This window comes from Streptomyces sp. AN091965 (assembly GCF_022698285.1).
Taxonomy (GTDB): domain Bacteria; phylum Actinomycetota; class Actinomycetes; order Streptomycetales; family Streptomycetaceae; genus Streptomyces.
Genome location: NZ_JALDMY010000001.1, coordinates 651,971 through 664,970 on the forward strand (window position 1 = coordinate 651,971; position 13,000 = coordinate 664,970).

General features: G+C 71.8%; 12 protein-coding genes and 1 pseudogene. 7 read left to right on the forward strand and 6 right to left on the reverse strand.

Translation table 11 applies throughout. The annotated features are described in order from the left end of the window. Positions 1-68: 68 nt before the first annotated feature. Complete coding sequence (locus tag MQV74_RS02425; protein ID WP_242714327.1) at positions 69-218, reverse strand: hypothetical protein; 150 nt, start codon at positions 216-218, stop codon at positions 69-71. 196 nt (positions 219-414) lie between these two features. On the opposite strand from MQV74_RS02425, the gene MQV74_RS02430 reads away from it, so the two are divergent. The 3 genes from MQV74_RS02430 to MQV74_RS02440 all read left to right on the forward strand — a co-directional run bounded on the left by MQV74_RS02430 (position 415) and on the right by MQV74_RS02440 (position 2,995). Beyond that, positions 415-693, forward strand: a complete 279-nt coding sequence (locus MQV74_RS02430; protein ID WP_242714328.1) for a polyprenyl synthetase — start codon at positions 415-417, stop codon at positions 691-693. Then, entirely contained in the window at positions 683-1,738 is a 1,056-nt protein-coding gene (locus MQV74_RS02435; RefSeq protein ID WP_242714329.1) for a polyprenyl synthetase family protein, read from the forward strand. The genes MQV74_RS02430 and MQV74_RS02435 overlap by 11 nt, the downstream gene beginning before the upstream one ends. 96 nt (positions 1,739-1,834) lie before the next feature. Next, the gene (locus MQV74_RS02440; protein ID WP_242714330.1) at positions 1,835-2,995 is read left to right on the forward strand and encodes an oxygenase MpaB family protein; all 1,161 of its coding nucleotides are present in this window, start codon (positions 1,835-1,837) and stop codon (positions 2,993-2,995) included. A 107-nt stretch (positions 2,996-3,102) separates the two neighbouring features. Here MQV74_RS02440 and MQV74_RS02445 read toward each other — a convergent pair whose 3' ends face one another. After that, positions 3,103-3,318, reverse strand: coding sequence for a hypothetical protein (locus MQV74_RS02445; RefSeq protein WP_242714331.1), 216 nt, complete (start codon positions 3,316-3,318; stop codon positions 3,103-3,105). A 369-nt stretch (positions 3,319-3,687) separates the two neighbouring features. Here MQV74_RS02445 and MQV74_RS02450 point away from each other — a divergent pair, with 369 nt between their 5' ends. Both MQV74_RS02450 and MQV74_RS02455 read left to right on the forward strand, forming a co-directional pair. Next, positions 3,688-4,407, forward strand: a complete 720-nt coding sequence (locus tag MQV74_RS02450) for a hypothetical protein (protein WP_242714332.1) — start codon at positions 3,688-3,690, stop codon at positions 4,405-4,407. Positions 4,408-4,999: 592 nt separating this feature from the next. Then, a pseudogene (locus MQV74_RS02455) lies at positions 5,000-5,398 on the forward strand (hypothetical protein); the annotation flags it as partial. 120 nt (positions 5,399-5,518) lie between these two features. On the opposite strand, the gene MQV74_RS02460 reads toward MQV74_RS02455, so the two are convergent. Beyond that, positions 5,519-6,523, reverse strand: a complete 1,005-nt coding sequence (locus MQV74_RS02460) for a hypothetical protein (protein ID WP_242714333.1) — start codon at positions 6,521-6,523, stop codon at positions 5,519-5,521. 257 nt (positions 6,524-6,780) lie between these two features. Further along, a complete protein-coding gene (locus MQV74_RS02465; protein ID WP_242714334.1) occupies positions 6,781-7,776 on the reverse strand; it encodes an alpha/beta fold hydrolase in 996 nt (331 codons plus the stop codon). A 548-nt stretch (positions 7,777-8,324) separates the two neighbouring features. Here MQV74_RS02465 and MQV74_RS02470 point away from each other — a divergent pair. After that, positions 8,325-9,695, forward strand: coding sequence for an MFS transporter (locus tag MQV74_RS02470; protein WP_242728490.1), 1,371 nt, complete (start codon positions 8,325-8,327; stop codon positions 9,693-9,695). Beyond that, the gene (locus MQV74_RS02475; protein WP_242714335.1) at positions 9,692-10,924 is read left to right on the forward strand and encodes an FAD-dependent monooxygenase; all 1,233 of its coding nucleotides are present in this window, start codon (positions 9,692-9,694) and stop codon (positions 10,922-10,924) included. Before MQV74_RS02470 ends, MQV74_RS02475 begins: the two co-directional genes overlap by 4 nt. Positions 10,925-10,963: 39 nt before the next feature. Here the strand turns inward: MQV74_RS02475 and MQV74_RS02480 are convergent, their stop codons facing one another. Together MQV74_RS02480 and MQV74_RS02485 are read right to left on the reverse strand one after the other, a co-directional pair. After that, complete coding sequence (locus tag MQV74_RS02480) at positions 10,964-11,650, reverse strand: response regulator transcription factor (RefSeq protein ID WP_242714336.1); 687 nt, start codon at positions 11,648-11,650, stop codon at positions 10,964-10,966. After that, positions 11,647-12,996 (reverse strand): sensor histidine kinase, encoded by a 1,350-nt coding sequence (locus MQV74_RS02485; protein ID WP_242714337.1) that lies wholly within the window; start codon positions 12,994-12,996, stop codon positions 11,647-11,649. Before MQV74_RS02485 ends, MQV74_RS02480 begins: the two co-directional genes overlap by 4 nt. Positions 12,997-13,000: the final 4 nt, after the last annotated feature.

Genomic DNA, 13,000 nt, shown 5'->3' on the forward strand with positions numbered 1-13,000 from the left:
GTTCACGTGCGAGGAGGGCCGAGCGGCACCCCCGCGTAATAGATGCGCCGCGGCGTCCCGACGTTGCCTCACCCGCGCCGTCCCCTGCCGACGTCGCAGCTCAGGCCGTCGTACGACGGCCACGACTTCGCGCACCGCGCCGCAGCGGCGGCGGCCTCGTGGCCGCCCCGGCCGCGCCGCTGCCGGTACTGATCAGCTGCGACCGCGTCATCGCCCACCGCCGGGACACCTCCCTCGGCACCGACACCCCCGCGCACCACCCTCATCCGGCCGCCAGCGAGGGCGATTCGCACAGTTGCGCAGGTGATCACTCGATCGTGAGTTCCTCCGCTCATACGCCCGACATGCCGCGATGCTCGAACGGACGGCGCATGACCTGCGCCGCGCGGATGTGTGCCGTGGGTGGGGAAGAGGATGACGCGAGAAGCGGGACGTCCAGGGCGTCTGGACGAGCAGGCGGTGCTGTTGGCGGCCGGGCTCGCCGATCTGGCGGTGAGCACACTGGGGTCGGCTCTGGGAGCGGTACGAGGGCTGCTGCGCCGGTCGGACGCCGCGGACCTGGCGGCGCAGGCGGAGCACGACCTTACGGCGCGCGGGCGCCTGGTGCTCGACCGGTACGCGGTCGTGCCACCGGCCCACCTGGAGGTCCTGGCCCGGCACGCGCTCGCCCGCAGGGCCGCTGATGAGGGCTGACCGGTGGGAGCCGGACACGTTCAAGATCCGCACGGATGAGGTGCTGCGCCGGTTCGTCGCGCAGGAGGCCGATCAGTTCGCCGCGATCGATCCGCTCCTCACCCCGGTGGCCGAGCAGTTGGAGGCGGCGGTCGCGGACGGCAAACGGCTGCGGGCGGCGTTCTGTTACTGGGGCTGGCGCGCGGTCGGCCAGCCCGACAGCGACGCGCTGGTGCGGGCGGCCGCGTCGATGGAGCTGGTGCACGCCGCCGCGGTCGTGCACGACGACCTCATCGACGACAGCCCGCTGCGCCACGGCCGCCCCACGGCCCATGTCGCGCTGCGCGGTGCCGTGCGACGCCGCCCGCGCGCCGAGGCCGCCGCCAAGTCCCTCGCGATGCTGGCGGGAGACCTGCTGATGGCACTCGCCGGGCAGCTGTTCGCCACCAGCGGTCTGCCCGCGGCCTATCTGGCCCGCGCCCGCCCGCTGTGGTGGGTGATGGCGCGGGAGCTGGTCGCGGGCGAGTGCCTGGAGATCCTGCGCACCGGTGGCGGCCCTGACACCAGCACGTCGCTGAAGGTGATCCGCTACAAGACGGCCAAGTACACCGTCGAGCAGCCCTTGCTGATCGGTGGCGCCCTGGCCGGAGCGGACGCGGCGCTGCGTGCGTGCTACTCCGCATACGGGCTGCCGCTGGGCGAGGCGTTCCAGCTGCGGGACGATCTGCTCGGCCTGTTCGGGGATCCGCAGCGTACGGGCAAGGCCAATGCCGACGACGTACGCGGCCAGCGGCCCACGGCCCTCCTCGCGGAGACCTGGCGCCTGGCCGGTGCCGAGGACCGCGAGCGCCTGCGCGCGCTGCTGGGCCGACGCCGTCTGGGCGCGGACGCGCTGGACGCGGTCCGCGAGGTGATGCGTCGGCTGCGGGCACCCGACCGCATCGAGGACATGATCAGCGCGCGGGTCGAGGAGGCGCTCGGCGCTCTCCACGAGCTGAACGTACCCGCGCACGCCGCCGCTGCGCTCGCCGCGCTGGCGCAGTCGGCGGCGGTCCGCCCGTCCTGAACCCTCGCGGCCGGGCAGGCTCAGCCCCGCGCCCCTGGCCCTCCACTCGTGGGCGGTCACCCGTGGACGATCCCGTCAAACACAAGGAGCCCTGCCATGACCCGCACCGAGGCATCGATGGACGCCCTGCGGCAGGCCGGTGACGAACTCGCCGACGCCACCGTCGCTACCCTCTTCGAACGCGGCCAGGTGGGCACGTTCAACACCCTGATGCGTTACGTCTCCACTGCCGGTGCTCCCCTGCCCGAGGGTCTGCCCGACGTCGCGCGGGAGTACCTCGAAGCCACCCGTGTCCCTCCGTCCTGGGTGGACTGGTCGGAGATGGAGAGGGCACGGCTGTTCTTCATCGACAACAACGTGCACATCTCGACCGCCCTGTCCTTCGCCTCCATGCCCGCCTGCTATGTCGTACCGCATGTGGCGAAGCTGCTCTCGGCCTCCCACGGGTTGAACTACCCTTCGAAACGGATGGCGGAGACGGGCCAGTTCACGGTCTATCTGATGCAGCCCGACGCCTTCGAAGCAGGCAGCCGCTTCATCCCCGCCGCCCAGAAGGTCCGTCTTCTGCACGCGGCCATCCGCCACCACCTCACACGCGAGAACCAGTGGGACAGCGCCGCGCTGGGGGTGCCGATCTGCCAGGAGGACATGATCGGCGGGCAGATGTTCTTCTCGCTGCTCGTCCTGGACAGCCTGCACCGCCTCGGCATCCACATGACGCAGGAGGGCGCGGAAGCCTACTCCTACGCCTGGCGCGTGGTCGGCGCCATGCTCGGCGTCGACCAGGACTTCGTCCCCAAGACCCTCGACGAGGCCCGGCAGTTCCTCGACCTGTACATGATCCGGCACATGGGCCCCTCCCAGGAGGGCGCGCACCTGACCCGGCAGCTCATCGACCTCTACGAGGAAGTCGTGCCCGGCACCTTCTTCGACCCGATCGTCTCCGCCCTGATCCGCTACCTCGTCGGCGACACCTGCGCCGACTGGCTCGACGTACCGCACACCCCGTGGGACACCGTCGTCAAGGCCGTGCCCCACCTCCTCGGCGTCCTGGAGACCCTGGAGGACCGCTCTCCCCTCAGCGCCTGGGCCCTGGACCGAATCGGGCACCTCACCACCGTCCTTGAGCTGTCCTCCCTCACCCGCGGACGCGTCATGCACTACGCCATCCCCGAACAGCTCAAGAAGGACTACGGCGTCTCCAACGCGGTGCCGCGCACCCGCCGTTGGACCCCACCGGCCGCCACGGTCTCCTGATCACCACACGCACGGACTTCAGCCGCCGGGGCGCACACCGCCGTCTTACGGGGACGACGCTGCGCGGGCAGTTGCTCGCACCCGGTTGCCTCCGCGCAAGCGGGACGTCAGCCGATCAGGCCACGCAGCACGGGAACGCTGGCGCCGCCCGCGCCGAGACCGGTGAAGACCGCTTCGGCGGCCGTACCGCCGCCGATGAAGACGAGCCCTCCCATGACCAGGCCGACGACGACCGCTGTCAGGAGCACGAGAGCGGTGTGCACCGTCAGGAACGGGCCACGCTCGGGCTGCTCCGGCGGCGTGGGTGCGGACGAAGAGCTCACGTACGTCTCCATGGCTGGATCGGGGTTGTGACGACGACTCCTATGTCACAGCTGTCCGGTTCCCCCACGGGCGCATCTCGCCGGATGGGCCCCTCCGGACCGCCCCAAAGAATCTAGGAAGAGCCCGTGGGGTCCTCGTCGACACCGGACGTACAAGGGGGCGTCCCGTGAGGGAGCCGAGGCAGCCGCCAGCACGAGCGCTTTCCGGCCGGGGCACGACGGTGACGACCAAAGGGGGAGGCGATGCGAGATGACGGTCGGCCCGGCGACGGGCAGTCCGCCGGTACGCGTGCCCGGAACCTACGACCTGCCGGTGAGCCCCGCGCGAAACAGCTCGGCGCCCCGGTCCCCGCGAGCACACTGCGGAAGGTGGAAGCCCCCCACAGGTGCGAGACGCACCGGTTGCAGGAGAACATCGACCGCCGGGCGGCTGACCAGCAGATGGTCCTGCTCCTGGCCCAGGACGGCTTCGCGGGCCGCCGTTACGAACGGTTCGAGGAGGAACTGGCCCGGTACGGGATCTCGGTGCTCCGCGCCTGGATGCACTCCGGGTTCCTGTTCCAGCTCCTCGCGGCGCACGGCTTCGACCTCCACCCCGATGAACGCGAGATCGAAGAGCTGGCCCGGGACAGCGAAGTGCGGGAGGAGTTGGCGACGATGACGGTGGCCCGCGCCCTGCCCCGGTTCCGCCGGCGCGCCCTCGTGGAGGGCGGGTGGAGCCACGAGGGCGGCGCCAGTATCGCCACGTACTTCATGGGCGCGTGCGCATACGAGTTTCCCAACGAATACCGCAGGCACCGCAGCCATCAGGAACGGTGGCGCCGCGCCGTGCGCCAGGCCGGGGCCACCGCCGAGAGGCCGACGGTCAACAACGTCGCCTCCGAGGTCCTGGGCAAGCTTCGGGTGCTTGACGACCTCACCGACATCGGCGACCCGCGCATGCGGACGGCCGTCGCCCTGACACTCGACGACTACACGCAGGAAGAGATCAAGGAGATCCTGGGCGCGTCATCGGTCCGCGCCATCGAGGGGCTGCTCTACCGGTGGAGGACGGCGGCAAAACGGGAGGAGGGTGAGCGCCATGGGTGACCAGGACGAAGCCGTCACTGACCAGGACGAAGCCGTCACCGCTCAGAACAAGGCCGTCGACGCTCAGGACGAGGCCTTTGACGCTCTGTTGGAGCAGTCGTCCTTGGCGGCCGAGGGCGCCCGGCAGCTCAGTGAACGCACTCCCCTGTCACTGGCCAGGGCGGTGCGCAGGATCGCGGCTCTGCGCCGCCACATCGCCTGCCTGACCGCTGGAGAGGGCGAACGACTCTCTTCAGTTCGTGAACTGCGACGTCTGTTGGAGGCCCTCGGATACCCCGCGGACGACGAGATTCCTGACGATCTGCGCGAGGCGGAACTCCGCACGGCGTCGACCACAGCGAGCGCACAGACCGTTGACGCGCACCGCGCGGAGCAAGCATTCGGGCACTCCGGAGAGCCCTCCGTAGGCCGCGCTTCGGCCTCCAGGACACTCACGTCCACCTCACACGGCACTCACGAACGTCCCACCGACGGCCCGGGACGCAGTGCCGTCGGCCTTCAGGAAAGCAGGGGCTCCGACGTCTCCCCCACCTCCGGCGACCACAACGCCGCCCCGCACACGCGTGCCGACCGATCCGAGGAGCAAGGCGCCGAAGTCTCCAGGTTCTGGCACGTCACCCTGACCGTCACCGGCCCCGCCAGGCCACTGGCCGAGGTCCGCCGAGCCCTCGAACAATTGGCCCACGAGCACCCCTTCATGCTGACCAGCCGTTACGCGACCGACCACGCCGAGATTCGCTACTGGGAGGAGGCCCGTGACCTGCACGACGCGGCCGCCGTCGCTCTGCGGGTGTGGTACGAACACCGGGATTCCGCGAGGCTGCCGCCGTGGGAGGTCGACGGACTGGAGGTCATCGACCGTAAAACCTACCACCAGCGCGTCGCAGACGCATCGGCCGACACCAGCTCCGACTCCGGCGCGGACGAGCCGCGAGGCGGACGCGGCAAGGCGGTCGCGGACCGCGGCCGTCCCTTCGGTGGTCCCGCATGACCGTCTACGGCTGTGCAGGCCGGGCGCGGTTCTCCGGGTGGCCGACAGCGGGCCACCTTGGAGAACCACACTTGGCGGCCGGGTCATGACGGCACGCAGGGAAATGAGCAGGTTGAGCACTCAGCACGGCTCTCGGCTGCGGCATCGTGACGCATACCGTCGCCACGGTGTCCAGGCCAGGCCCGCGCTCCCCAGGGCGATCGATCCCGCCGCCAGCGCCCAGAAACCGGGGTGGGAGGCAGCCGCGTCGGTCCAGTCCCAGGCGCTGCCGGTGAACCAGATGATGGGGAAGGCCGAGGTCAGAGGGAGCACCCAGGTGAGGCCCGCGTCGGCCGCCTTGGGGTCCACGCCCATGGCCCGGTACTCCAGCCACAGATCGAGGCGGTTGGAGGCTTCCCAGGCGCGCCGGGCGTCACGCGGGGGCGTACAGCCCAGGGAGTGCGTGGATACCTGAGCGGCCATGGAGATGGCGGCGGGGCGTACGTGTCCCTCGGCTATGTCGAAGCCGGGGTCTCCCCACTTCGTGGGGCGCAGGCCGAACTCGTAGAACGCGGCGGGCTGCTTGATCCAGCCTTGCGGGATCCGGGCGAGGCGATCGGCCATGGCGGTCAGTTCGGGCAGGTACTTGCGGTGTTCCGGCCGCATGCAGACCTGGGCGCCGCGGTCGCACAGCGGTTCCACCGTCGGGGCCGGGCGCGTTACCCGTACGGGCCCCGACAGGGTGATGAGCGGCACGAGGACGAAGGCCAGGAGGAGTCGCTGGGAGAGGGCCGTGCCGTCGATCGTGTAGGTGGGTCCGCCGCTGAGCACGTAGAGGCCGTAGCCCTGGCCGACGCCTCCGTAGGCGACGAAACCGCCGAGGGCGCATACGGCTGGCGTGAAGGCGGCTGAGGGCCAGATGCGTCCGACGAGGTGACCGAGGGCCGCGAAGGTGGTGAGGGAGGCACAGCCCAGCAGCAGGTACGAGGGCCACAGGAATCCAGGGCCCGCGTCTTCGAGTGAGACAGCCGCGGCGGTGAGGCAGCCGACGCCGTACGCGGCGCAGCCCAGGGTGAGCGTCGCCGCGAAGCGCGCGGCCTCCGCGTGCCAGGAGGGCCGGGCAGCAGCCAGGAGGAGCTCAGGCATGCCGGACCGTGAGCCGCGCCCCGCCTGCCACGCGGAGACGGCCGCGAGAGCCGGGCCCAGGAAGAGGGTCACCCTTCATCGGTTCACGGCTTCCCTTCTGCCGCTCCACGGCGGCGGCGTTCGTCCGCTGGAGCGTCGGTCCGACGGCCCGGCTGAGGAAACCCATCTGGGGCCAGGTGACCAGCTTGCCGGACCTGGTCGGGCCGGGCACGCGCCGTGGCCCGCCCGAGGGCACACGCCCTCTGGGCCGCAGCCGCTCACGCGAGCGGCGTGTGGGCCTCCGCCGGGCCCGGGCCCGTCGTGGTGTCAGCGGGCTCGTCCAAGGGTGACAGGCCGTCGTGGAGTTGGCGGAACCCGTCGGAGCAGGTGAGCTCGATGGCGGTGACGACGTGCGACGAATGGCGGGTGGGCAGACGGTGACAGCCGCGCGGAACGACGTGGAGCCGGGCGGTGGGGATCTGTTGGACCAGGCGGTGCGAGTGGGCGGGCGGAATCGTGGGGTCGTCCTCCCCGACCAGGATGTGTACGGGGATACGCCGCAGGGCCTCCAGCTCGGTGACGTCGTGGCGCATCAGCGCCTTGAACCACCGGGCGGCGACATCCATCGGCGGCTGCGTGCTGAGCCTCGGCTGCCAGAGGTTGTGCAGGCGGAGCGCCATGCCCGGGGCGCGGATGCACATGCTGGCCATGACGTGGCGCATCAGACCGATCAGGCGCGTCGGAAGCGGATGGCCGGCGGCAGCGAGGTCGAGGCCGCCGCTGCTGGAGGCGGCCAGCAGCATCGCGATGACCTTGTCCCCGAACAGCCCGGGGCGGGTCGCCGCCAGAGTGAGCGCCGCCGCGCCGCCCATGGAGTGGCCGACCAGGACGACGGGCACGTCCCCGGGTGCGGTGGCGGCGATGACCGCCTGGAGGTCGTCGGCCAGCAGGGACATCGCCGGGCGAGCGGTACCCGTGGTGGACCGGCCGTGTCCGCGCTGGTCGTAGCGCACGACGAGGGTGGTGGGACGGACCAGTTGTTCCACGGTCTTGTCCCAGATGCCGGAGGTCGCCTGCCACCCGTGGGCCAGGATGAGCACCAGATCGGGGTCGCGCGGCCCGCGCAGGTACAGGGCCAGGCGGGCGCCGTCCGGCCGCAGCAGGCCGACGGGGATGCAGGGGATCTCGGGCACGGACGTCTCCTCGATGCGGCGGCGGTACGGCTTTCCGGGGCGGGCGGCGGCGTCCCTGTCCGGCGGGGCTTGCCAGGTCATGCCCCGCCACGGACAGGAAGGCACACGGACACAGACGCAGGGGGTCGTGCGGCAGGTTGTAGGGGCTCCGACTGCCGCCTCTCAGCGGTGAACCGGAGGGGAGCCCTCCGCCCGGCCCCCGCAAGCTGACCGCTGAGCTCCAGCCCAAACCCCACCCCGTAGTGCCCGAGCACCAGAACGTCTGAGCGGCTGGTCCGCGTGCACCAGGGCGAGACGGCGGCCGGGGACGATGCCCCGCAAGGCGCCGCACGCAAGGGTGGAAACGCGTGAATCCCACGCGATTCCCTTGGCTGAGCGGTGTCTGGAGTGATCAACAGGTGGCGGCATTTCTCGACGGTACGGACGATACGGCGAGGGCGGGCGAGTCGATCGAGACGGTTGAGTCGACTGAGTCAGTTGAGTCGGTTGAGTCAGCGCCACGGCCGAGTGGTTCGGCCCGGCGGAGCGGCGCTGTCCGTGGCACCCGGCGCGCCGAGGCCACGGGGGAGGCCGCAGGTGAGGTCGAGCGAGCGGGTCCACCGCACGGGCAGTCGGCTCGCGTTGGGAGGCTGTCCATCGGTGCCCTCGGCATCCTCGCGCTCGCCCTCGGCGCCCTCCAGTCGGTCCTCGACCCAGCGCTGCCGCTGCTCCAGCGGGAGTTGGGCGTCAGCCCGGCCGAAGGGGCCCTGGTCGCCAACACCTTGCTCATCACCGGCGCGGTCGTCGCACCCCTCGCGGGCAAGCTCGGTGACCGCTACGGCGGGAAGCGGGTGCTCGTCCGGCTGATGGCCGTGGTCTCGGCCGGTGGTCTGGTGGCCAGTCTGGCGCCGAACCTGCCGGTGCTGTTACTCGGGCAAGTGCTCCAGGGCGTCATGGTGGGCGCGCTGCCGCTCTCCTTCATCCTGGTGCGCAAACATCTCACGGCCGGGGAGTCGCAGATGGCGATCGGCCTGGTCATGGCCCTGTTCACGGGTGGCGGCATGGTGGGGACGCTGTTCGCGGGGCCGGTCGCGGAAGGCCTGTCCTGGAAGTGGATGTTCGCGCTGCCGACGATCGCTGTCGTCGTGACGACGGCGGTCGTGGCCCGGGTCATGCCGCACGACGAGCCGGTCCGAGCGGACAGCAGGATCGACTGGCCCGGCGTGGTCCTGCTGAGCGGCACGTTGCTCACGCTGATGACCGGGCTCGTGAAGGTGACGAGCGGCGACCTTCCGCCCCTCGCGGTCGGGGCCCTCGCGGTGGCCGTGGCCGTCCTCGCGACCGGATGGGTCGCCGTCGAGCGCCGGGCCGCCTCGCCGATGGTCGAACTCCGCATGCTGGCCAGGCCCGCGATGTGGCACGCGTGCGTGTTCACCTTCATCATCACCACCAGTTCCGGGATGGTGCTCTTCCTGCTCCCGCAGCTGTTCGCGGTACCGGCCGACGGGTACGGCTTCGGCGCCAGCACCACCGACATCGGCCTGTTCCTGCTGCCCGGTGCCGTCGCCGGGGCGGTCAGCGACTGGGTCGGCGGGATCGCGACGCGGCGTTTCAGTCCGCGTGCCGTGGTCGTCGCGGGCACCGTCGTCACGGCGGCCACGATGATCGCCCTGGCGTCGCTGCACAGCGCGGCGTGGCAGCTCGTCCTCGCGAAGGCGCTGACCGCGTTCGCCGCGGGCATGGCCACCACGGCGTTGCTCGCGGGCGCCGCCACCGCCGTCGACGCCAAGGACACCGGCATCGCCACCAGTCTGCTCGTGGTGACCCGTGTGATCGGGATCGCCCTGGGCGTCCAGATCGGCGGCGCGATCCTCGACGCCGGGGCCGACCCGACGACGGGGCTGCCCGCCGAATCGGCCTTCGCCACGGGCTTCGCCGTCTCCGGCCTCGTCGCCGTGCTGTCACTGCTCGTCGTCCGCATCACGAGGATCCGTATCACCGGGAAAGGAACCCAGGCATGATGTCTACCGGTCCGTCGACACACGTGAGTTCGACCGCGAAGCGCACCGTACTGATCTCCGGAGCCAGCATCGCCGGACCCGCCCTCGCGTACTGGCTGCACCGCGCCGGGTGCGCGGTCACCGTGGTGGAGAAGGCGGGCTCGCTGCGCGACGGGGGTTACCCGATCGACATCCGCGGCAGCGCGATCGAGGTGGTCCGGCGGATGGGGATACTGCCGCGGCTCCAGGACGCGCACATCGACTCGCGCCGCTTCACCTTCCTCGACGCCGACGGCAGCGAGGTGGCCTCGCTCGGCCCGCACGCCGTCGCCGGCAGTGTCGAGGGGCAGGACCTCGAGGTGCGGCGCGGGGATCTGGCCGCGATCCTCCACGCGCTGGTCCGCGACGACGTGGAGTTCCTGTTCGGTGACTCCATCGACACCCTTGGCACCCTCGACCAGCGCGGACGCGGCGTGGACGTGACGTTCCGCAGCGGGCGGCAGCGCACGTTCGACCTGGTGATCGGCGCCGACGGCATGCATGCGACGACCCGGGAGTCCCTGTTCGGGCCCGAGGAACAGTTCCACCACTACCTCGGCTACGCCTTCGCCGTCTTCACCATGCCCAACACCTTCGGGCTCACCCACGAGCTCATGATGTGGAACACCCCGGGCAGGGCCGCGGCCCTCTACGCCGTCGGAGCCAGCAACGAGCTGCACGCCTTCCTGGTCTTCCACCGGCCCGAGCCGCCGCTGGACGCCCTCCGCAACCCCGGCGCCCAGCGGGACCTGGTCGCCACGGTCTTCGCGGGCGCGGGGTGGGAGGTCCCCCGCATGGTCGAGGCGATGCGTGACGCGGACGACCTGTTCTTCGACACGGCCGGTCAGATCCGCATGCCCCACTGGTCAAGGGGCCGCGTCGCGCTCGTCGGTGACGCCGCGTACGCGCCCTCGTTCCTCACCGGCCAGGGTTCGAGCCTCGCTCTGGCCGGCGCCTACGTGCTCGCCCGCTCCCTGGCCGCGTACGGGGACCACACCGCGGCCTTCGCCGCGTACGAACGCGACCTGCGGACGTACGTCACCATGAACCAGGCGCTGGTCGGCAACGGCACGGCCTCGCTCCTGCCCACCACGGCCCAGGCCCTGGAGGAACGCAACACCAGGCTGCGGGGCCTCGCGACCCTGCCCTCGGTGACGCCGCCACCGGCCCACTCGGCCCTGACGCTGCCCGCGTTCGCCCCGCTGCCGTGATCTGAGAGGTCCTCCGCGGAACGGGAAGGCGGCGCCGCCCTAGCCGGGGGCGCCGCCTTCAGGGGCTGCCTGGGCCAGGCCCGTCCGGTAGGCGATGACGACGAGCTGCGCCCGATCACGGGCCTCCAGCTTCGTCATGGCGCGCTGCACGTGGGCGCGGACGGTGAAGGGGCTGAGGAACATCTGCTCGGCGATCTCCTGGTTGGACAGGCCGGTCGCGACCAGGGCCACCATCTCGCGTTCGCGCGGCGTGAGCACGGCGAGCCGTCCGGGGTCGCGCGGCGGGGCGTCGTCCGGTGTGGCCAGGAAACGGGCGACCAGGGAGCGGGTCGCGGCGGGCGACAGCAGGGTCTCGCCGTCGGCGATCGTCCGTACGGCGGACAGCAGGTCCTCGGCCCCGATGCCCTTGCCGATGAAGCCGCCCGCCCCCGCGCGCAGCGCCTGGGCGACGTATTCGTCGGTCTCGTACGTGGTGAGGATCAGGATGCGGCTGGCCCGCAGTTCCGGGTCCGCGCAGATCTGCGACGTGGCGGTGAGACCGTCCACCTCGGGCATGCGGATGTCCATGATGACGACGTCGGGGCGCAGCTGCCGGGTGAGTCGCACCGCCTCCCTGCCGTCGGCGGCCTCGCCGACGACGGTGATGTCGTCGGCGGAGTCGAGCAGCAGGCGGAAGGCCCCGCGCAGCAGGGCCTGATCGTCGGCGAGCAGCACGCGGAGCGTCATGGTGCTCCCCCGGCCTCTGCGTCGCCCGTACGGCCGTCGACTGTCCGGTTCTCGGGGGGTGTCGCTCCGTCAGGCACCGGCGTCGTGTCCTTCGCGGGCGGGAGGGGCAGTTGGGCGGAGACGAGGAAGCCGCCCTCGGGGCGGCCGGCCGCGGAGAGGTGGCCACCGACCGCGGTGGCGCGTTCGCGCATGCCGATGAGGCCGTAGCCGGGCGCGCGACCCGCCGCCGGGGACGTACTCGATGCCGCTGACGTACTCGATTCCGTGGACGTACGGGGTCTCGTGGCCGCGGCCGGTGCCGTGCGGGCGCCTCCGCCGTCGTCGGCGACGGTGACGGTCACGCGATCGCGGTTCCAGGCGAGGCTCACCCGCGCGCTGCTCGTACCGGCGTGTTTGGTCACGTTGGTCAGGGCCTCCTGGACGATGCGGTAGGCGGTGAGGTCCACGCCCGGGGGCAGTGGTCTGGCCGTGCCGTCGTGGCGCACCGACACCTCCAGGCCCGCGCGGCGGAAGGACTCCAGGAGCGCGGGCAGCTCGGACAGGCCGGGCGCCGGTTCGGCGGGCGCGGCGGCGTCTCCGGACTGGCGCAACAGGCCGACCGTGGCCCGCAGTTCGTCGAGCGCGTGGCCGGTGGTCTCGACGAGCTCGTGCAGGCTCTTGCGGGTCTGCTCGGGGCGGGCGTCGAAGAGGTGGGCGGCGACGGTGGCCTGCGCGTTGGCCAGGGTGATCTGGTGGGCCACGAGGTCGTGCAACTCCCGGGCGATGCGCACCCGTTCCTCGGCCACTCGGTGGCGCGCCTCGCTGTCCCGGGTCTCCTCGGCCCGCCGGGCCCGCTCCTCGACGGCCGCCAGATAGGCCCGCCGGTTCCGCGTCGAGTGCCCGAGTACGCCCGCCACCACCGGGAACGCCGCCACCGCTCCCATCCTGCTCACGTCCTGCCCCGAGAGGTGCTCGAAGAAGGGCGTGGGCGCGACGAGCAGCAGCGCGGAGAGGAGCAGCACCGCGCTCTCCGCGCGCCGTTCGGTGCGGGCGGTGAGCGCGTACGCGTACGCGGCGATCACGGCGGGGGCCACGATGAGCGGCGTCAGGAGGAGGCCCAGGGGCGGCACCAGCATGCTGCTGGCGGTGGTGGCCGCCAGGGCGGCCAGGGGTGCCCGGTGCCGCAGTGGCAGTACGGCGCAGGACACCACCGCAATGAGGTAGGCGGCGGCGGGCGGCGCCGACGCCGTGTCGTCGACGTGGAGCACACCGCCGAGCAGACAGAGCGCGAACGCCGTCGCCGTGATCGCTGCCTCCCGCCGCCACGCGCCGCGGAAACGCGGGCCGCCGCCACCTGGGTTCGTCATGACC